A 19,846-nucleotide genomic window follows, 5' to 3' on the forward strand; every position below is an offset into this window, starting at 1 on the left:
TGCTATCTCAAAAGTTTCGCTTAAAATAAAAGAATTAAGCATTCTTTTCTTTTTTTGCTGTTCTTTTTCTTACAGTTGGGTCAAGTTCTCTTTTTCTAATTCTAATTGAAATTGGAGTAACTTCAACAGCTTCATCTTCTTCTATCCACTCTAAAGCATTTTCTAAAGACATAATTTTTGGTGGAATAAGTCTAATAGCTTCATCAGCTCCACTTGATCTTACATTTGATTGTTGTTTCCCTTTTATAGGATTTACATCTAAATCATTATCTTTTGCATGTTGTCCTACAACCATTCCAATATATACTTTATCTTGAGGTTTTACAAACATAACCCCTCTATCTTGTAAGTTAAAGATTGAGTATGCAAGAGCTTCTCCATTTTCCATAGAAACTAAAGCTCCATATTTTCTGCTTTCAACTGTTCCAGAATAAGGTCTGAAATCTAAGAATGAGTGGTTCATAACACCCTCTCCTCTAGTTTCAGTTAAGAACTCTGTTCTAATACCTATAAGTCCTCGTGCAGGAATTTCAAACTCTAGTCTTGTAAATCCAATTCCCATAGGAATCATATTTGTCATAACAGCTTTTCTCTTACCAAGTTTTTCGATAATTGCTCCACTAAACTCATCTGGTGTATCAATTACAAGATGTTCAAATGGCTCCATTTTAATACCATTTTCTTCTCTAATAATAACTTCTGGTCTTCCAATACAAAACTCAAAACCTTCTCTTCTCATATTTTCAGCCAAAATAGTAATTTGAAGCTCACCTCTTCCATTTACTTTAAATTTACCCTCACCAATTTGCTCATATCCCATAGCAATATTTGTGTTCATCTCAGCTTTTAATCTCTCATCAATTTTGTTTGAAGTTACATATTTTCCTTCAGTTCCTGCTAGTGGAGAGTCATTTACAGAGAATGTTACACTAAGTGTTGGTTCTTCAATATGCATAGGATCAAGTGGCATTGGATTTGCTGGATCACATAAGCTATCTCCAACATCAATAGTTTCAAATCCTGCAACTGCAACAATATCTCCAGCTCCTGCTGTTTTTATATCAACTCTATCAAGACCTTTAAATCCAATAAGTTTAGATACTCTTCCTTTTATTTTTTCTCCATCTGCTTTGCATAAAAGTACTGTTTCACCTTGAGAAATAGTTCCATTAAAAATTCTAGCAATTCCGATTTTTCCTATGAAGTTATCATAATCAAGAGTAAATACTTGAAGTTGAAGCCCATTTTCATCTGTCCCTTTTGGTTTTGGAACTTCTTTTAAGATTGTTTCATAAAGTGGTTTGAAATCCATATTATCATCAGTTGGATTGTATCTTGCAAATCCACTTCTAGCAGCTGCATAAATAACTGGAAAATCTAGTTGCTCTTCTGTTGCATCCATTTGTGCAAAAAGGTCAAAAACCTCATCTACAACTCTATCAGGTTCAGCTGCTGGTTTATCAATTTTGTTTACAACAACTATTGGTCTATGACCTAAAGATAGTGCTTTTTTAACAACGAATTTTGTTTGTGGCATAACTCCCTCTTGTGCATCAACAAGAAGTAAAACGCTATCAACCATTTTTAAAACCCTCTCAACTTCTCCACCAAAATCGGCGTGTCCTGGAGTGTCGATGATGTTAATTCTTACACCTTCATAATCAATAGCTGTATTTTTAGAAAGAATTGTAATTCCTCTCTCTTTTTCAATAGCATTGCTATCCATAACTCTTTCATCTACATTTTGGTGAGCTGAAAATGTACCACTTTGTTTTAAAAGTTCATCAACTGTTGTTGTTTTTCCATGGTCAACGTGTGCAATAACTGCAATATTTCTAATGTCTCTCATAATTCTTCTTTTTATAAAATTTTCGCGGATTGTATCTAAAAAAAACTTAAGTTCTTATAATAGCTTAAAATATGGTTAAATAGATTTTATTTTATAAATTTAAGTATGAGTTCCAAAACAAAAAGCGGGAAAGGCATTTGTATCCTAAAGTATTATCGAAATTTCAGCAAAAAACTAACAAATATTTTGGAACTCATACATAAATTTACAAGAGAAAAGAGTTTTATTTCTTTTTCTCTTCTTCTTTTGCTTCATAGATATAAACAAAATCTGCTTTGTTTGTATCTATTTTTAAATCTTTTTCTTTATCTATTTTTTGATTTGAAATAGAGATGAATGGAAGATTACTCAATCTTGCAAATCTTAATGGAATTCCCAAATTTTGCTCAATATGCATAGCTCCTGCAAAAACTAAAAGTTTATCTTTTGGAGTTTTTATCACATCTTTCGCAATTTTTGCTACATTTTCTCCCATATAAGTATCCCAAGTAACTTGCACTCTATACATTCTTTGTTCACAAGGTTCATCTGTTTTTGACATTGTTTTACAATGCTTAAAAAATGGCTCTATTAATTGTTGATGAGCTGATACATTTAAATCAAGATTATTATAAAAGTTTTTCTCTTCTTGGCTCATTTTATCAAACTCTTTTAAAGAGATTTTTGCTCTATCTTCTTTTGATATATTCATACCAAAAAGTCTTCCTCCAGCATTTTTTATAGCTTCATACAAAGAAGATACATATTCCCATTTGTATTTTGAAAATTTCTCCCAATCAACTTTTTCTTTAAAAGTTGCTGTATCAAATTTACCGTCTGTGTACTCTTTTAACAACTCATCTTGAGAAGGTGTAAACCACTCATTTGCTAAATTTAAGTTATAACCCTTTTTTGCTAATTCATTTATAAACTCTGCAAAAAACTTATGTGTTTTTTCTGTATCATGGTGGTCACCTACAAATATAACTGGATAATGCTCTGTTTCATCTACAAGCTTTTGCATATCTATGTTTTTTGCTTGTTTTATAGAGTAAATTCCCTCTTTATTTTCTAAATTGTGTGTTAGTGGAACAGTTTTGCTCGAACATGCACTAAACAAAAATATTGTAGCCATTAAAGCTAGTGATTTTTTTATCATTTTTTACCTTTTTTTGAAACAGGGACTTCAGTCCCTGCTGTATTTTAATTTAAGGCTGACACTGAAGTGTCAGTTCCGATTAGAATTTATAGTTTAGTCCTACATAAGCAAATCTTTGTTCTAAATAATATGGTTCATTATCATCAAATTTCTCGTTAGTTATATTATCTACACCAATTCTTGCTGTTAAATCTTTTGTAATTTCTTTAGAAATTTGTGCATTAAATAGTGTGTAGCCTTTTGCTTTAGTTTTATTTGCAGCATCTGTATATTGTGTCCCAATATAATTTGCACTTAAGTAAGAAGAGATACCCCATCCAAGTTCAGAACTTAGACCAATATTAAATGTATTTTTTGGCTTATATGTCAAAGCTTTTTCTGTTTTCTTATCTTCTGTTTTCACATAAGTATAGTTTGCATTTAAGATATGTTCTTCTGTTAAATTATGTTCAACTCCCAGTTCAAATCCTCTTGTTGAAGCTTCATCAACATTTACATACATTGATTGTTTTCCATTATTACCATGTCCTGATTCCGATTTAATCATATTTTTCAAATCAGTTTTAAATATTGAAGATTTAAATATTGTATCTTGTCCATAAAATTCATAAGCTAATTCATAAGATTTTGATGTTTCAGCTTTTAAATCATCATTTCCCCAAATTCCTGTAGAATAAAATCCACTTGACCCTTGAGTTAAAAGTGGTGCCTTAAATCCTTCTCCATAGTTTAATTTTAATCTTTGTTGCTCATCTATTTTATAAACTACTCCAGCATTTGGTGAGAAATCATTTCCATATTTCTGATTATCATCAATTCTTCCTCCAAAAGATAAAATAAAATCTCCTAGTTCTACCTCATCTTGAATATAGTAAGAATTTGCACGATTATCAAAATCATACTGGTTTGTTCCTATAGGAAGAGTTCTTTCATATCTATCTTTTAAAGTCTCAGTTCCTACGACAATATAATTATATTTTAAAGCAGAGATTTTCGCTTCTCCTTTTATATTATCTGTTGTTAGCCCATGAGTATATTTTGCAAACATACTATCTACTTTTGAATCTATTTTTGATCTTGAGTAGTCTAAACTAAATGCTACACTATCAAAAGCTTTTTCGTATCCAAAGCTATAAATATCTTTATCTAACTTATAACTCACACTTTTATCAAACTCTTTTCTCTCTTCTTTACCTTTTAAATATGATGCATAAATACTTTGTGTATCATCAAAATTATATTTAAGTTTTAAAAGCCCATCTGTAGAATCAACACCCTCAATATATGTAGCATCATTTATTGCTACTTGCTGGTAAGATGAATTATATCCAAAGCCATCTCCACCTGTTGCATCTCTTTTATTTTTATTTACAGCTAAAAACATATATAATTTATCAGATATATTTCCACCTATATTTGCACTATATTTTTGTTCATCTCCACCATTTTCTGCAGATGAAAAACCAGCTTGAACATCTATTTCACCATAAATCTTTTTAGCATATTTTTTAGTAATAATATTTATAACCCCACCAATAGCCTGTGAACCATAAATTGAACTTTTTGGACCTTTTATTATCTCAATTCTTTCAATCATATTCACAGGAACCCAAGAGTATTGAAATCACTATGACCAATATATCCCTCTGTTGGATTTATTTTTTTACCATCTACTAAAATTAAAGAATAAGTATGGTCTAATCCTCTTATTGAAAAACTCTCTCTTCCACCTGTCATTGATGTTGCTCCAGATGTTATTATTCCAGCTTGTTTTACTAAAATATCTTTTATATTTGTAGCATTTAATTTTGCTATATCTTCAGCTGTTATTACTGTAACAGAGCTTGATAAATCTTCTATTTTTTTATCTGATTTTGCTGTTACAACAACTTCATCTAGTTTTTTTGTATCTGTATTTGCAAATACATTTGTAGATATTAATGCAAGTGCAGATATTGCGAATAAACTTTGTTTATACATTATAATGTCCTTTGAAAATTTTATTGGGATTATAATAGAAATGATAATGAATATCAATGTTATTTTATATAGTTTGGAATTTATTTTTCTTAATTTGGGTTTTTATTTTTTTAAACTTGTAATATAAATAAAGTAGATAAAGATTCTTATATTTAGAGATAATTAATCTAATAGCCTCGGGCTAAGGCTCTTGTGCTTTTGCACTCTCTTTGAGAAAGCCTTAGTTCCGATTAAAATTTGTAGTTTAGACCTGCATAAACAAATCTTCTTTTTAAATGAAATTCACCATTATCATCAAGTTTTTTATCAAAGATATTATCAACTCCAACTCTAGCTGTTAAATCTTTTGTAAGCTTTTTAGATATTTGTGCATTTACAAGTGTATATCCTTTTATTTGCTCGTCATTAGTAGTATCTGTATATTGTTTTCCAACATAACTAGCACTTAAATATGAAGATATATCATAAGCAAATCTTGAGCTAAGACCTGCATTAAATGTATTTTTTGGTCTAAATGTAATCTCTTTATTTGTAGTTTTATCTTCTGTTTTTAGATATGTATAGTTTGCATTTAGAGAGTGGTTTTCAGTAAAATCATAACTTCCCTCTATCTCAAATCCTTTTATGATTGCTTCATCAATATTTTGGTATTGATATGCTCTATTAATAGTTGGATGCTTTATATTTGCAATCATATCATCTATTTCATTTCTAAAAACTGCTGTTTTAAATGTAGTATCTTCTCCGTAAAACTCATAAGCTAATTCATAAGTTTTTGAAGTTTCTGGTTGTAAATTATCATTTCCATAAGTATCAGTACCTTGGCTAGAAATATAACTTGATGTACTTTTCCTAACATCAGGAGCTTTAAATCCTTCTCCATAGCTTAATTTTAGCCTTTGTTTATCATCTATTTTATATACAACTCCTACATTTGATGACCACTTCGTACCATATTTTTCATTGTCATCAAGAACTCCACCTAAAGTAAAGATAAAATCTTTTAACTCTATTTCATCTTGAATGTAGTAAGAGTTTGCTCTTCTATCATAATCATCAGTTGTAAGAGATTTTTTATAATCATATTTTTCAAAAGACTCTTTATTTGTTGTTGCACCTAAAACTATATAGTTGTATTTTAAAATATCTGTTTTTACCTCAGCTTTTACTATCTCATTTTTAATCTTTGATTTATAATCTGCAAGATTACTAAAGTATGGTAAACAATCTTTTGGCATTGCCATTGCTGCCATATTCCATTGAAAAGCATTTCCATTTGGATTTACTTGTTGTGCAACTTGATATGGTGTTAAAGCACCAAATGGATACAAACACATATTTGTTTGAATATCTGTTTTTGCAAGTTCATAATCTAAGTTAAGAGTTAGGTGTTCATAATTTTTCTCATAAGATAAATTGTACATCTCTCTATCTAATTTATATAAATCTGTTCTTGTGAATTGGCTTTTCTCATAATCTTTTCTTTTTTCTTGACCCTTTGCATAAGTTCCTGAAATATATTGAGTATCATCTATATTGTATCTTAGTTTTACACTCCCATTTGTATTTTCTATTCCCTCTATATATGTTGCTTTATCCAAAGGAACTTCAAAAGCATTAATACCTTTTCCACCTGTTGCATCTCTATGTTGATTATCTGCACTTACATTAATTGATAGTTTATCTGAGATATTTCCACCTACATTTAAACTATATTTTTGTTCATCTCCACCATGTTTTGCATTTGAAACCCCAGCTTGAACATCAATTTCTCCATAAAATGGTTTTACATGATCTTTTTTAGTAATAATATTTATAACTCCACCCATAGCATCAGAACCATAAATAGAACTTTTTGCACCTTTTTCTATCTCAATTCTTTCTATCATAGAAACAGGAACTGATGAATACTGAAAATCACTCATTCTTTCTACATAATCATCTGTTCTATTTGTTCTTTGCCCATCAACTAAAAAAAGCACATCTGTAGGTCTTAACCTCGCACAGAGATATTTTGTCTTCCATTCATTCCATTTTCAACAGTTACAATTCCTGCTTGTTTTCTTAAAATATCTTTTAGATTTGTAGCATTCATTTTTTCTATATCTTCTGCTGTTATAACTGTAACTGTCCCTGATTGGTCTTCAATTGATTTATTAGATTTTGATGTTACAACTATTTCATCTAATTTATTTGTTTCAGAATCTTTTGATATTTCACTGTTTGCTTGTGAAGCAGAAGTAAGCATTGCCAGTGCTATGCAAGTAAATAAACTTTGTTTATACATAAATTTCTCCTAAAATTTTTTTGGGATTATAATAACAATAATAATAAATATCAATATTCTTTTTTATAAATTGGAACTCTTTTTTCACAAAGTGGAATTTTATTGTAAGCTTTTTATTAAATTGGATAAAATCCAATTTAATATTTAAGAAGTAGTGATTATTATCTCTTTTTGAAGTTTTTTTGAGTAAACAAATTCGCTTTCAACTTGAAAAATATCGTAAATATTTTCATAAGTCAAAACCTCTTTTGTAAGCCCAAAATGCTTAATCTCACCTTTTTTCATCATAATAACTTCATCAGAGTATAAATAAGCTTGATTTATATCGTGCAGTATTGCACAAATCCCTATTTTAAAATCTTTTTGAAGCTCTTTTGCCAAATCAAGGATTTTGAACTGGTAAAAAATATCTAAATTTAGTGTTGGTTCATCTAAAAATAGATATTTCTCTTTTTCACAACTAGCACAAAGTTGCACAACAACTCTTGCAAACTGTATTTTTTGCTTCTCTCCACCTGAAAGAACTAAATAGTTTTTATCTTTTAAATCTTCTAAATGAAGTTTTTGCACAATATAGTCCAAAAGCTCATTTTTCTCTTTTGTGCTTAAATCATAGGCATAAAGCCCCATTTCAACTATCTCAATAGCTTTAAAACTATAAGGAAATGAAAAAGCTTGATTTAAAACTGACCGCTTTAGTGCTAGTTCTTTATCGCTAAAATCTTCAATATTTTTATCTTCAAGGCTTATTTTTCCTTTTTGAATATCAATATTTCTATTTATAGTTTTTAGCAAAGTCGATTTTCCACAACCATTTGGTCCAACAATTGATAAAAAACTATTTGGTTTTAGGTTTAAATTTATACTTTTTAGTATCTCTTTTTTCTGTATTTCAAAACTTAAATCTTCTATCTTATACATTTTAGCCCTTTAGTTTATCGTAGCTTGTCTATTTCTTATTAAAAGATATAAGAAAAATGGAGCTCCTAAAAGAGCTGTGATTATTCCAATTGGAAGCTCTGCTGGACTTACTATTGTTCTAGCCAAACTATCAGCCCATAAAAGAATAAATGCTCCTAAAATAGCACTTAGTGGAATATAGTATTTATGATTTGACCCTACAAGCATTCTTGCTATATGAGGAACTACAAGTCCAATAAATCCAATAATTCCACAAAAAGCAACACTAATTCCAATAGCAAGTGATACAAAAAGAATTATAAGTTTTTTTAGCCTTTCAGCATTTACCCCTGAATTTTTTGCTTCATCTTCACCTAAGAGCATTAAATTTAGTTCAACTCTTTTTGAATATGCAAAAATAAAAGTAACTATTACAATAGGAATTAAAGTTAAAATAACTTTCATATCTCCATGAGCTAAACTTCCCATAGTCCAAAAAGTGAAACTTTTTAACTCCTCTTCAGTGCTTACATAGGTAAATAGCCCAACCAAAGCTCCAAGCATTGCATTTATTGCAATTCCAGCTAGAAGCATTATTGTAACTGCTACTTTATTGTAAATTGTTGCTAATTTATAGATTAAAAATATAGTAATAACAGCACCCAAAAATGCACTAAGTGGAAGTGAAAAGTAAGATAATATTCCAGTAGTTAGTGCAAAAGGAAGGAAACTTCCTAATAGCATAAAAAGTACAACTCCAGCACTTGCCCCCGCTGAAACTCCAATAATAGACGGGTCTGCAAGTGGGTTTTTAAACAGAGTTTGCATTAAAGCTCCACTAAGCCCAAAAGCAATTCCCACTAAAATTGCTAAAAAAATTCTAGGAAGTCTAATTTCAGATAAAACCTGATAAAAAATAAGATTTTCGCTAGGATTTTTAAGAGTATTTAATATCTCTTCAAAAGTGATACTAAATGCTCCTATTGCGATATTTATAATAACGGAAATAATAGTTAATATCATTAATATAGAGATAACTGTTTTTTTATTTGTAAACATCTTAAAACTTATTTACAATGTGATAGTTTATTATCAAAAAACATACAAGAAAGCTCTTGTAGTGCTGTATCAGTTCGCACTGTAAAACCAGAAATTAAAATCATATCCATATTAAAAATCTTACTATTTTTACCTGCATTTGTAGAAGCTAGAATATTTTTATCAAGCTCTAATTCACCTACATGTGTTGAAGTAATAATTACATCTGGATTTGCTGCTAAAATAGCTTCACCTGAAATTTGTGAAAACTGTTTTGTAGTAACCACATTTTCTCCACCAGCTAAATCTATCATAACTCCAGCTTTTGTAGCATTTCCAGCTGCCATAGTTGTACCTTTTCCTCTTGAAAAAAGAAATAGAACTTTTGGTTTTGTTTTATCTTTTAGTTCCAATGCAATTTCCTCTTGCATTTTTGATACATTGTTTTCAATTCTATTTACAATCTCTTTTGCTTTTTCACTCTCATCTAAAACTTCTGCTACTTGCATAATCTTATTTTTTGCAGATTCAATTGAAGCTTCATCTTCTATAACATAAGTTTTTATTCCATAATTTGGAAGTGAGTCTATTAGTTTTTTTGGACCTGCTTGTTTACTTGTGATTACAACTTCAGGCTTTAAAGATAAAATTCCTTCTTGTGGTAAATCTAGCCAATAACCAACATTTGGTAGTTTTGAAGTAACTTCTTGTGGATATGCACTTGATAAATCAACTCCAATTAATTTATCAGCATGACCTAGTGCAACAACTGTTTCAGTGATACTTCCACCAACACTTACAATACTTGAAGATACTTTAGTGTTTGATGGGCTTGAAGCATAAGAGAAGTTTGCAAGAAATGCAAATGCAAGAGATATTTTTAATATCTTATGCATCTTTTTTTAGACCTAATTCGTGAGTTCCACCGTGAGCTTCACCATTCATAGTGTTTAACTCTTTTATTTTTTTATTTGTCTCATCTAGTTTATAAGCTGCTCCAAATCCAATTACAAAGTTTCCATCTCTTGGGATTAGTTTATAAATTCTTGAAGATGGCATCTCTCTTAAAAGTGCTGCTTCTTTTCCAAATCTTGCTTCAAAAAGTTGTGTAATCTCTTCAGTTCTAGCATCATTTTCATCAAATTTTTCAGCTTTAGCCTTAAAATATAATCTTCTTCTTGCATAAATATGTTTTGTTTTGCTCTCATCTTCAATAAATAAAATATGTGCTTTTCCTGTATTGTACATATTGTGTGAGTGTTGAACTGAAGTGCTTATAAATACATAGAAGTTCCCTTCTTCATCTCTTACAAATGGTGAATGACTTGCAAATGGCTCTCCATCTGAACTAACTGTTGCTAAAACTACTGTTTTAATATCATCTAAAAAAACATCTAGTTTTTCTTGAACTTTCTCTTGTTTATATACTTTTGGTGCTTCTTGTTGCATTTTAATATCCTTAATTTAAAATTTGCAAGAATTATAATAAAATTAAGAATGAATATCAATATTGTCTTATATAAATCGGAACTCTTTTTTCACAAATCCGACTTTTTTTGAATATCTTTTGGAAGAGTATTATATTTTCCAAAAAAAGCATAAGAGAAAGAGCCTTGATTTGTATATCCACTCATTTGAGCAACTTCTTTTACTGAATATTTATTTGTCTTTAAATATTGCAAAGCTTTAGTAAGCCTTAACTCTTTTAAATATTCGTGGATTGTGCTATCAAAAATCTCTTTAAAGCCCTTTTTTAATTTTGTTTGATTTAGTGCAACTTTTTTTGAAAGTAGCTCAATAGTAATATTATCTGCAAAATTTTCATCTATATAAATTTTTGCTTTTCTAACTCTATTTATATCTTCATTATTTAGTTTATCAAGTTTAATTTCAGTTTTCTTTTGAACCTTATCAAGAACATAAAGTATTAATTCCATTGTTTTATTTCTTAAATAAATTTTATCAACTCCACTTGTATAATCTCTTGTAAAAAGCTTACCATATCGGCTTTTTAAATCTGGTTCATAAAATTTTTTACTAAAACTCTCTTTAAAAATTTCATATAAATAACTATTTTCATTGAAATATTTTTCATTCAAAGTTACACAAATATATTTTGTATGTTGCCCCTGCTTGTGAAGTAAAGATTCTTGTATATCTTTTTTGTACTCAACACTTAGTTCATTTTCACAATAAATAACTTTTTCATTTGTATTTTGGTCAAGTTTTTCAAGTTTTCCACTTAACACTACTCTTATTTGTAACTGCTCATTTTTATTTTTTAATTTTTTTATATAAGATTGTTTTACTTCATTATCAACAATATTTAAGTAAATATTATCTTCAATCATCGCATTTATAACCTTTAGATTTATAAATTGGTTATTTATACTTGCAACTTGTTTTATAAATGATTTACTCTTCTCTTCATTTATCAAAACTTTTCCCATCTCATAAAGTCTTGATTTAGCTAAATTAGTCATATTCATCCTTAAATAATAATGATTATCAAAATGGATTGTAATTTATTTTTGCTTTGTTTTATTTTAAATTGCATAAATAAGTAGAACTATATAGTTAATTTTCCTATTTTTCTTGATTTTTGCTTAAATATAGTTTAAAAAATAGTTTTTACTATAAAAATCTATCTTCTCTCACTTTTTATAAACCTAATTTTTAATAGAATTCTAAAAATTTTAGAAAGAAATAGAAAAAATATGACAAAAATAGATTTTAAATATATATGGAAAACACTTTTAGAGAAGAAAAAATCACTAATTATTGGGCAATTTATTACAATACTTGCAATAATTATAAGTGTACCTATTCCTTTAATGCTTCCTGCACTTGTAGATGAAGTGCTTTTACATAAACCAGATTTTTTTGTTTTTAATATAGATAAGTTTTTTGGAAGTGGGAGTGCTTTTTACTATATTTTTATTGTTACTTTGGCTGTTGTTGTTTTGAGATTTGTTCATTTTGTTGCTTCAATAGTAGTTACAAAAATATTTACAGCTATTTCGAAATATGTAACTTTTCAAATAAGAAAAAAGCTAATTTCTCATTTACAATTGGTTTCTATGAATGAGTACGAGAGCCTTGGAAGTGGGGCAGTTAGTGCAAATTTAGTAACAGATGTAAATACTCTTGATAGTTTTATAATAACTGGTGCTAGTAAGTTTGTAACTGCAATTTTAACTTTGATTGCTGTTTGTGTAGTAGTTATTACTATTCATCCACTTTTAGGAATTTTAATCATCTTCACTCAACCATTTATTATGTTTTTATCAAAAAAAATTGCTCAACAAACTGGAGTTCTAAAAAAAGAAGAGAATCAAGCAATAGCAGATTTTCAAGATAATATAGGAGAAACTCTTGATTTATTTGGTCAAATAAAAGCTAGTAATAAAGAGAAGTTTTTTTCAAATATTGCTATAGAAAAAGCACAAAATATTCAAATAACATCAAATAACTACAACTACAAAAGTGTAGCTTATGAGAGATTTTCATTTACTCTTTTTTTAATAGCATTTGAGATTTTAAGAGCAGCTGGGCTTGTTATGGTGGCTTACAGTGATTTATCAATAGGAATGATGCTTGCGATGTTTGCATATATTTGGTTTATTATGACACCTGTTCAAGAGATTTTATCTATGCAATACTCATATATGACAGCAAAAGCAGCTTTAGGAAGAATAAATAGAATTTTAGCTTTAAAAGTTGAACCAAATGGTGAAGAAAGTTTTGACAAAGACAGAAATGGTGTTGATATTAGCCTAAAAAATCTATGTTTTTCTTACAATGAAAATAAAGAGACTCTAAAAAATATAAGCCTAGATATAAAATATGGTGAAAAAATAGCACTTATTGGTGCAAGTGGAAGTGGAAAAACTACTCTTGCTCAAATAATTGCAGGTTTTTATGCAAAAAATGGTGGAGAAATTACATACAATAATATCAAGGTTGAAGATATTGATAAAAAAGCTTTAAGAGATGAGATTTTCTTAGTTTTACAAATGCCTATGCTCTTCAACAACACTTTAAGATTTAATCTTACAATGGGAGATGAATCTATAAGTGATGAAAAGATTTTTGAAGCTTTAAAAATAGCACAACTTTTTGATGTTGTTACTAATATGGAAGATGGTCTTGATACACTTGTAGGAAAAAATGGAGTAAGATTAAGTGGAGGTCAGAGACAAAGAATTTCAATAGCTAGAATGATTTTAGCAAATGCAAGTATTATAATATTTGATGAATCTACTTCAGCTCTTGATGTACATACAGAAACAAAACTATTCCAAGATTTAGAGAATTTATTGAAGGAAAAAACAGTAATTACAATTGCTCATAGATTAAGTACAGTAAAAAATGCAGATATGATTTATGTCTTAAATGATGGTGAAATTGTTCAAAGTGGTAACCATATTGAACTTGAAAAAGAAGATGGGCATTATTTGGATTTTATAAAAAATCAGATGGTATAAAAAATTTAATTTAAAAAAAAGGAGAATATTATGGAAAACAGAGAAAATTTAGAGGCTCAAGAGTTTGAAAAGGCTATTAGCTCTTCACACTTTGATGAGGTTTTAGAAGATATTAGTAAGTGGGGAAAGATTTTAATGATAAAAATCACACCATCATTTGTAATTGAGATAAAAGATCATATGCCACTAGGAACTTATGGTCATGGTTACTATAACTTTGATTCAAAAGAGAGTTCAATTTCTGGACACTTAAAAGTTGATGATATAAAAGAGATAGTTTTTTCTTCAAAAACTCATAGAGGAATGTTATCTCATAGTGTAGTTTTTAATGATGAAAAAGGTGAACATATTTTCAAAGTTTTTGTAACAAGAGATGAAAATAGAGTTTTATTAAAAGAGCAAGTTGAGAAATTTGAAGCTTTAAGAGAAAGATTTTAAAAGTAGGGGAGGTTAAACTCCCCAGCAAAAAAAAGAATACTATTTTTTTGCAGCCTCAATATCTACTTTGATTTTTACCTCATCAGCAACAGCAACTCCACCAAGCTCGATAGCTTTGTTCCATTTTAAACCAAAATCGCTTCTATTGATTTTTCCTTCTAAAGCAAAACCTACTTTATTTCCTAAAACAGAAATATCATCAACTTCTAGTGTAACAGCTTTTGTAATACCTCTAATTGTAAGGTTACCGCTCATTTTTCCTTCATCTCCGTCTGCTTTGTATGAAGTCATCTCAAAAGTCATTGTTGGAAACTTTTCACTAGCAAAAAAATCATCACTTCTTAGGTGATTATCTCTATCTGTGATTCCTGTATCAATAGATTTTGTATCAACATTTGCAACAAGTTTTTTAAAAGTTTTTGTAGCTTCATCAAACTCAACTACAGCATCATAAGTTTTAAAATTACCATGAACATTTGTAATCATCATATGTTTTACAGTAAAACCAACATTTGAATGTGCTTTATCAACACCATATTCACTAGCCATTAATAAACTTCCTGATAAAAGTATTCCACTTGCAATTTTTGATAATAGTTTCATTATAAACTCCTTTTTTGTATTAAGTGTTTAATTCTATATTTTTATAATTAATAAAATATTAATCGAATTCTATTCAAATAAATATAGATATTTAGTTTAATTTTAAGAAATTTTGTAATAATTTGATAATTTTGATTAGTTAAGTATTATTTTAAGATAATAGTATTTAAAAGAGTTGGGGTTAAAACCCCAAAACAGTCTTAGAAGTTTCTTCTTGGTCTGCTATCTCTTGGTTTGTCTTCTCTTGGTTTAGCTTCATTTACTCTTAAAGTTCTACCTTCGTTTTCTTTACCATTTAAAGCTTCAATTGCCTCATTTCCAGCTGCAGCATCTTCCATCTCAACAAAAGCAAAACCTTTTGATCTGTTTGTCTCTTTATCCATGATGATTTTTGCACTTTTAACTGCACCAAACTTAGCAAAAACTGCTTCTAAATCTTTATCGTTCATTTTGTACGATAAATTACCTACGTAAATGTTCATATTTTTTATCCTTTGAAAAAGTTAGACATTATGCCTTAAAAAAAAATCTAAATCAAGAGTTTTTAAAATTTTTTTCCAAAGCTTTTAAAATTCTTTTTTCTACTTCTTCAAATCCTAAAATAAACAGTATATCATAAACAGATGGAGCTTGTGTTCCTCCTGTTAATGCTATTCTTATTGGTTGGAATAGTTGAGGGAACTTTAAAGATTTTGCTTCAATAAAAGGTTTTGTTAAATTTTCAAGGTTTTCTATACTTGAAAAACTATCTTTATTATTTGCTAAAAGTTCTAAATACTCTTTTAAAATAACACTTGTATCATCTTTAACAAATTTTTTAACACCTGCTTCTTCATATTCTTCTGGCTTATCTTTTATATCTAAAATAGATTTTTTAAGTTCCAAAAGAGTGTTTGCTCTTTGTTTTGAAAGGTTTAAAATCTCATCTTTTTTAGAATAAGTGCTTAAATCTAAATCAAAAAATTTCAACTCTTCGACTAATCTTTCATTTGAAGTTGCTTTTATATATTCACTATTTAGCCATAGTAATTTCTCTGCATTATAAGCAGATGCTGATTTATTTATATTTTTTGGGTCAAAAAGTTCTAGCATTTCATCCATTGAGAAAATCTCTTGATCTTTATTTGACCAACCAAGTCGCACTAAAAAGTTTAATAATGCTTCAGGTAAATATCCTAATCTTTTATAATCCATAACATCCATAGCACCATCTCTTTTTGATAGTTTTTTACCTTCAGGGTTATTTATCATTGGAACATGGTAGAAATTTGGATGTTTTACTCCTAAAGCATTGTAAATAACTATCTGTTTTGGAGTATTTGAAAGGTGGTCATCTCCTCTTATTACATCTGTCATTTGCATTAACATATCATCAATTGTTACAACAAAGTTATATGTTGGAACTCCGCTACTTCTTGCTATTACAAAATCATCAACAAAAGATGAATCAAATTTCATATCACCTTTTACCCCATCAACAAATCTAATCTCCCCATCTTTTGGAGCTTTTATTCTAATAACTGGCTCAACTCCTGCTGGGATTGGTGGTAAAGTTTTTCCATCTTCTGGTCTCCAAGTTCCATCATATCTTGGAGTTTGCTTTGCCGCTTCTTGAGATGCTCTTAAACTATCTAACTCCTCTTTACTCATATAGCATTTATAAGCATTTCCATTCTCTAGTAAAATATCGATATATTTTTTATAAATATCCATTCTTTTTGATTGATATTCAACTTCTCCATCATAGCTTAAACCTACCCAATTAAAAGCTTCGATAATAGCTTTTAAAGCCTCTTCGCTATTTCTTGCTAAATCTGTATCTTCAATTCTAAGTCTAAAAACTCCACCATTTTTTCTTGCCCATAAATAACTATATAGTGAAGTTCGTAAACCTCCTATATGTAAATATCCTGTTGGACTTGGTGCAAATCTAGTTACTGTCATCTTATTTCTCCTCATCTTTATTATTGTATATATAAAATCCTACACCTGCAATTACTACAAAAATTAATATAAATATGATTAATCCTACTTCAAGAATTGGCATTTAACTCCTTCTCTTTTAACTGTCCACAAGCAGCACTAATATCTAGCCCTTTTGACTCTCTAATTGTACAAATAACACTTTTTGAGTTTAGAAAATCTTTGAACTTTATCATATCAGCTTCAAGTGGTCTTTGATATGTTGTACCTGGATATGGATTAAAGTAGATTAAATTTACTTTTGCTTGAATTCCTTCAAGAAGTTTTACCAGTTTTTTTGCAGCATCAAGGCTATCATTTTTATCTTTTATTACCAAATACTCAAACATAACTTTTTTCCTTGTATCAACAGGAAACTCTCTAACTGCTTGTATAATTGAAGCTATATTATAAGCTTTATTCATAGGAATAAGCTCACTTCTTAACTCATCATCAACAGCATGAAGTGAAATTGCTAGTTGAATTTGTAAATCTTTTTCACCTAACTTTTTAATCTTACTTGCAATTCCAGAAGTTGAAACTGTTTGTCTTCTTCTACTAATTGCCAAACCATCAAGTTCTGAGAAAATTTCAACTGCTTTTACAAAGTTTTCAAAGTTGTCAAGCGGTTCACCCATTCCCATATAAACAATATTTAAAGCCTTGTTTTCAGCTATATCATTATCTCTTTTTATATGTACAATTTGAGCTATATACTCTCCAACTGTAAGGTTTCGCACGAACCCACCCTTTGCTGTTAGACAAAAACTACAACCAACTTTACAGCCAACTTGAGAAGATATACAAACTGTAAACTTTTCACTTCTAATTATTTGCCCATTTTCATCAATTTTTTTATCTTTCATCAAAAGAAGTACTGCTTCAATAGTGTGATTATCTCTTAATTTAAAAAGATATTTGATACTTCCGTCGCTACTAAGTTCTTTTTTTACAACTTTTAAAATATCTATTGGGTAATTCTCTTTTAAATCAATTATAAGCTCTTTTGGAAGATTTTTCATCTCATCATAGGATGTTGCATACTTTTTATATAGCCAGTTATAAACTTGTTTTGCTCTAAAAGAGGGCTTTAATCTCTCTTTTAACTCATCAAGTGTGTAGTCATATATTGATGACTCATCAAATTTCGCCACTATTTTGCCTCTTTTATTATATTTTTTTCTTCTAAGTAATTTATTAATTTTTCCATAGCAGATTTGTGATTTTTTATAAAATCATTGTGTGCATTAGAGTTTGTATAATTTGTAACTACAAAAATCCCAAGAGCAGGTATCTCAAACTCTTTTGCCACAGATAAAACTGAGAAAAACTCCATATTTTCTAAGTCAATATTATAGTCTAAAAACTCTTTTGATAAATTTTCGTTTGTAGAAATATAGTTTGAACTATTTACGATAACTTCACTTGTAGTTAAAGTTGTATCAATTTTAACTGCATTATCAAGTGGAGTATATGCAAAATCTTGAAGAAATGATAGTTCTAAATTACTTGAACTTTTCGACTCTACAATATCAAAAATATTATACTTTCCATAGCTTCCAGCACTTCCAATAAATAAAATATATTCTGGTTTATTAAAAAGACATATTTTTGTAAGATTTATAGCACTTTCTATAAGACCAACTCCTATATTTGTTGCAAAAGGAAAGCTCTCACTTCTTCCTGCACATACTATCATTTACAATCCAATATAAAGTTTGTATTTATTTTCATATTATGTTCTGTATTTAAAGGTGTAATATCACTTGCAGATACTCTTTCTACACTATCCATAGCTACAGCCATTGTTTTGTATCTTGGCATAATATTTGAGTGCTCTTCATTTATAAATACATTTTTAACTTCACATTTTTTTACTATCTTTTTTGATAACTCTTTTGAATAATCTTCAATCCAAAGTAGCGATTCTAACCTTAATTCATCTGTTATTGTTGTTTGTAATTTATTGCTTAATTCCCAAGATAAATTTCCAATATTAAGTTTTAAATCGTTAGATTTTATGTTCTCTTTAAGCTCCATCAAATCATTTAAAAAGCTATTTATTTTTGTACTATCATCAGATTTTATAGTAAAATTACTACTTCCTACATAAGCTTTGAAAACTGATTTATTATTAATATATTCATATTTTGGAGTCAAATTATAATTTGTATTTTCTATTGTAATATTTTTTGTATTTTTAAGAAAATTATTAAATTTTTCTAATTCAATATTTATACTCTTCTCATCTTTTTTTTCTACACTAATATTAATATTTGTTGCCAAGGTATCAGCATTTACACTTTTTGAGAAACTTTTATTAAAATTTACTTCATAAGAAAATGCACAAGTTCCTAAAAGTAGGGCTGTTGCTAATATCTTTCTCATTTTACAGTCTCACATTTATGTTGTTTTGTTGTAAATATCTTTTTAAATCCATAATATCAACCTCTTTAAAATGGAATATTGAAGCAGCAAGAGCCGCACTTGCACCACAATCAAAAGCCTCTTTAAAATGTTGCATATTACCTGCACCTCCACTTGCAATTACTGGAATATTTACTATTTTTGATACTTTTTCTGTAATTTCTAAATCAAAACCTTGTTTTACACCATCTGTATCCATAGAAGTAAGTAGTATCTCTCCTGCACCTCTATTTTCTACCTCTTTTGCCCAAGAAAGTGCATCAATTCCTGTATCTTCTCGTCCACCTTTTACAAAAACATTATATTGTCCATTTGCAACTTTTTTAACATCAATTGCAACAACAATACATTGGCTTCCAAATCTTTTTGCTCCATCATCAATTAAGTTTGGAGTTTTTACGGCACTTGAATTTATAGAGATTTTGTCACAACCTACATTTAAAAGAGCATAAATATCTTCTAAGTTTCTAATTCCACCACCAACAGTAAGCGGAATAAAAACTTCCTTTGCTACATTTTTTACAATATCTACAATAGTTCCTCTATTTTCAACACTTGCACTAATATCTAAAAACGTAAGTTCATCTGCTCCTTCATCATTGTATCTTTTTGCTATTTCAACAGGGTCTCCAGCATCTTTTAGACCTACAAAATTTACACCTTTTACAACTCTTCCATTATTTACATCAAGGCAAGGGATTATTCTTTTTGTTAGATTATTCAATTCTATTTCCTTA

Annotated in this window: 20 protein-coding genes; 2 read left to right on the top strand and 18 right to left on the bottom strand. The window is 28.8% G+C overall.

Annotated elements, in window-relative coordinates:
- Positions 1 to 34: 34 nt before the first annotated feature.
- The 11 genes from typA to IQC44_RS00980 form a co-directional block, all read right to left on the bottom strand.
- Positions 35 to 1,849 (bottom strand): translational GTPase TypA, encoded by a 1,815-nt coding sequence (typA, locus tag IQC44_RS00930; RefSeq protein ID WP_198304318.1) that lies wholly within the window; start codon positions 1,847 to 1,849, stop codon positions 35 to 37.
- Positions 1,850 to 2,072: 223 nt separating this feature from the next.
- Entirely contained in the window at positions 2,073 to 2,987 is a 915-nt protein-coding gene (locus IQC44_RS00935) for a ChaN family lipoprotein (RefSeq protein ID WP_198304319.1), read from the bottom strand.
- A 79-nt stretch (positions 2,988 to 3,066) separates the two neighbouring features.
- A complete protein-coding gene (locus IQC44_RS00940; protein WP_198304361.1) occupies positions 3,067 to 4,584 on the bottom strand; it encodes a TonB-dependent receptor plug domain-containing protein in 1,518 nt (505 codons plus the stop codon).
- A 2-nt stretch (positions 4,585 to 4,586) separates the two neighbouring features.
- The gene (locus IQC44_RS00945; protein WP_198304320.1) at positions 4,587 to 4,967 is read right to left on the bottom strand and encodes a TonB-dependent receptor plug domain-containing protein; all 381 of its coding nucleotides are present in this window, start codon (positions 4,965 to 4,967) and stop codon (positions 4,587 to 4,589) included.
- Positions 4,968 to 5,197: 230 nt separating this feature from the next.
- Positions 5,198 to 6,949 carry a TonB-dependent receptor domain-containing protein gene (locus IQC44_RS00950; RefSeq protein WP_198304321.1) on the bottom strand — a complete coding sequence of 584 codons (1,752 nt, stop codon included), beginning with the start codon at positions 6,947 to 6,949 and terminating at the stop codon, positions 5,198 to 5,200.
- An 11-nt stretch (positions 6,950 to 6,960) separates the two neighbouring features.
- Positions 6,961 to 7,254 carry a TonB-dependent receptor plug domain-containing protein gene (locus IQC44_RS11630; protein WP_198304322.1) on the bottom strand — a complete coding sequence of 98 codons (294 nt, stop codon included), beginning with the start codon at positions 7,252 to 7,254 and terminating at the stop codon, positions 6,961 to 6,963.
- Between the two features lie 144 nt (positions 7,255 to 7,398).
- On the bottom strand, positions 7,399 to 8,175 hold the full coding sequence (locus IQC44_RS00960) for an ABC transporter ATP-binding protein (RefSeq protein ID WP_198304323.1): 777 nt from the start codon (positions 8,173 to 8,175) through the stop codon (positions 7,399 to 7,401).
- Positions 8,176 to 8,184: 9 nt separating this feature from the next.
- A complete protein-coding gene (locus IQC44_RS00965; RefSeq protein ID WP_198304324.1) occupies positions 8,185 to 9,213 on the bottom strand; it encodes a FecCD family ABC transporter permease in 1,029 nt (342 codons plus the stop codon).
- An 8-nt stretch (positions 9,214 to 9,221) separates the two neighbouring features.
- The gene (locus tag IQC44_RS00970; protein ID WP_198304325.1) at positions 9,222 to 10,088 is read right to left on the bottom strand and encodes a heme/hemin ABC transporter substrate-binding protein; all 867 of its coding nucleotides are present in this window, start codon (positions 10,086 to 10,088) and stop codon (positions 9,222 to 9,224) included.
- A complete protein-coding gene (locus tag IQC44_RS00975; RefSeq protein WP_198304326.1) occupies positions 10,081 to 10,641 on the bottom strand; it encodes a HugZ family pyridoxamine 5'-phosphate oxidase in 561 nt (186 codons plus the stop codon). Before IQC44_RS00975 ends, IQC44_RS00970 begins: the two co-directional genes overlap by 8 nt.
- Before the next feature lie 89 nt (positions 10,642 to 10,730).
- Positions 10,731 to 11,675 carry a helix-turn-helix domain-containing protein gene (locus IQC44_RS00980; RefSeq protein ID WP_198304327.1) on the bottom strand — a complete coding sequence of 315 codons (945 nt, stop codon included), beginning with the start codon at positions 11,673 to 11,675 and terminating at the stop codon, positions 10,731 to 10,733.
- Between the two features lie 234 nt (positions 11,676 to 11,909).
- Between IQC44_RS00980 and IQC44_RS00985 the strand changes: the two genes are divergently transcribed.
- Positions 11,910 to 13,679, top strand: coding sequence for an ABC transporter ATP-binding protein (locus IQC44_RS00985; RefSeq protein WP_198304328.1), 1,770 nt, complete (start codon positions 11,910 to 11,912; stop codon positions 13,677 to 13,679).
- A 30-nt stretch (positions 13,680 to 13,709) separates the two neighbouring features.
- Positions 13,710 to 14,117, top strand: coding sequence for a heme utilization cystosolic carrier protein HutX (hutX, locus tag IQC44_RS00990; RefSeq protein ID WP_198304329.1), 408 nt, complete (start codon positions 13,710 to 13,712; stop codon positions 14,115 to 14,117).
- Between the two features lie 39 nt (positions 14,118 to 14,156).
- Here the strand turns inward: hutX and IQC44_RS00995 are convergent, their stop codons facing one another.
- From IQC44_RS00995 to hisF, 7 genes are all read right to left on the bottom strand, one after another.
- Positions 14,157 to 14,720: a YceI family protein gene (locus tag IQC44_RS00995; protein WP_198304330.1), complete on the bottom strand. Its 564-nt coding sequence runs from the start codon at positions 14,718 to 14,720 to the stop codon at positions 14,157 to 14,159.
- A gap of 200 nt (positions 14,721 to 14,920) precedes the next feature.
- The gene (locus IQC44_RS01000) at positions 14,921 to 15,202 is read right to left on the bottom strand and encodes an RNA recognition motif domain-containing protein (protein ID WP_198304331.1); all 282 of its coding nucleotides are present in this window, start codon (positions 15,200 to 15,202) and stop codon (positions 14,921 to 14,923) included.
- Between the two features lie 52 nt (positions 15,203 to 15,254).
- Positions 15,255 to 16,664 (bottom strand): glutamate--tRNA ligase, encoded by a 1,410-nt coding sequence (gene gltX / locus IQC44_RS01005; protein WP_198304332.1) that lies wholly within the window; start codon positions 16,662 to 16,664, stop codon positions 15,255 to 15,257.
- 89 nt (positions 16,665 to 16,753) lie between these two features.
- A complete protein-coding gene (gene rlmN, locus IQC44_RS01010; RefSeq protein WP_198304333.1) occupies positions 16,754 to 17,836 on the bottom strand; it encodes a dual-specificity RNA methyltransferase RlmN in 1,083 nt (360 codons plus the stop codon).
- Positions 17,836 to 18,381 carry a phosphorylase family protein gene (locus tag IQC44_RS01015; RefSeq protein WP_198304334.1) on the bottom strand — a complete coding sequence of 182 codons (546 nt, stop codon included), beginning with the start codon at positions 18,379 to 18,381 and terminating at the stop codon, positions 17,836 to 17,838. The genes rlmN and IQC44_RS01015 overlap by 1 nt, the downstream gene beginning before the upstream one ends.
- Positions 18,378 to 19,070: an SIMPL domain-containing protein gene (locus tag IQC44_RS01020; protein ID WP_198304335.1), complete on the bottom strand. Its 693-nt coding sequence runs from the start codon at positions 19,068 to 19,070 to the stop codon at positions 18,378 to 18,380. Before IQC44_RS01020 ends, IQC44_RS01015 begins: the two co-directional genes overlap by 4 nt.
- Before the next feature lies 1 nt (position 19,071).
- Positions 19,072 to 19,833, bottom strand: a complete 762-nt coding sequence (gene hisF / locus IQC44_RS01025; protein WP_198304336.1) for an imidazole glycerol phosphate synthase subunit HisF — start codon at positions 19,831 to 19,833, stop codon at positions 19,072 to 19,074.
- Between the last annotated feature and the right edge of the window lie 13 nt (positions 19,834 to 19,846).

The organism is Arcobacter vandammei, assembly GCF_016106035.1.
Classification (GTDB): domain Bacteria; phylum Campylobacterota; class Campylobacteria; order Campylobacterales; family Arcobacteraceae; genus Aliarcobacter; species Aliarcobacter vandammei.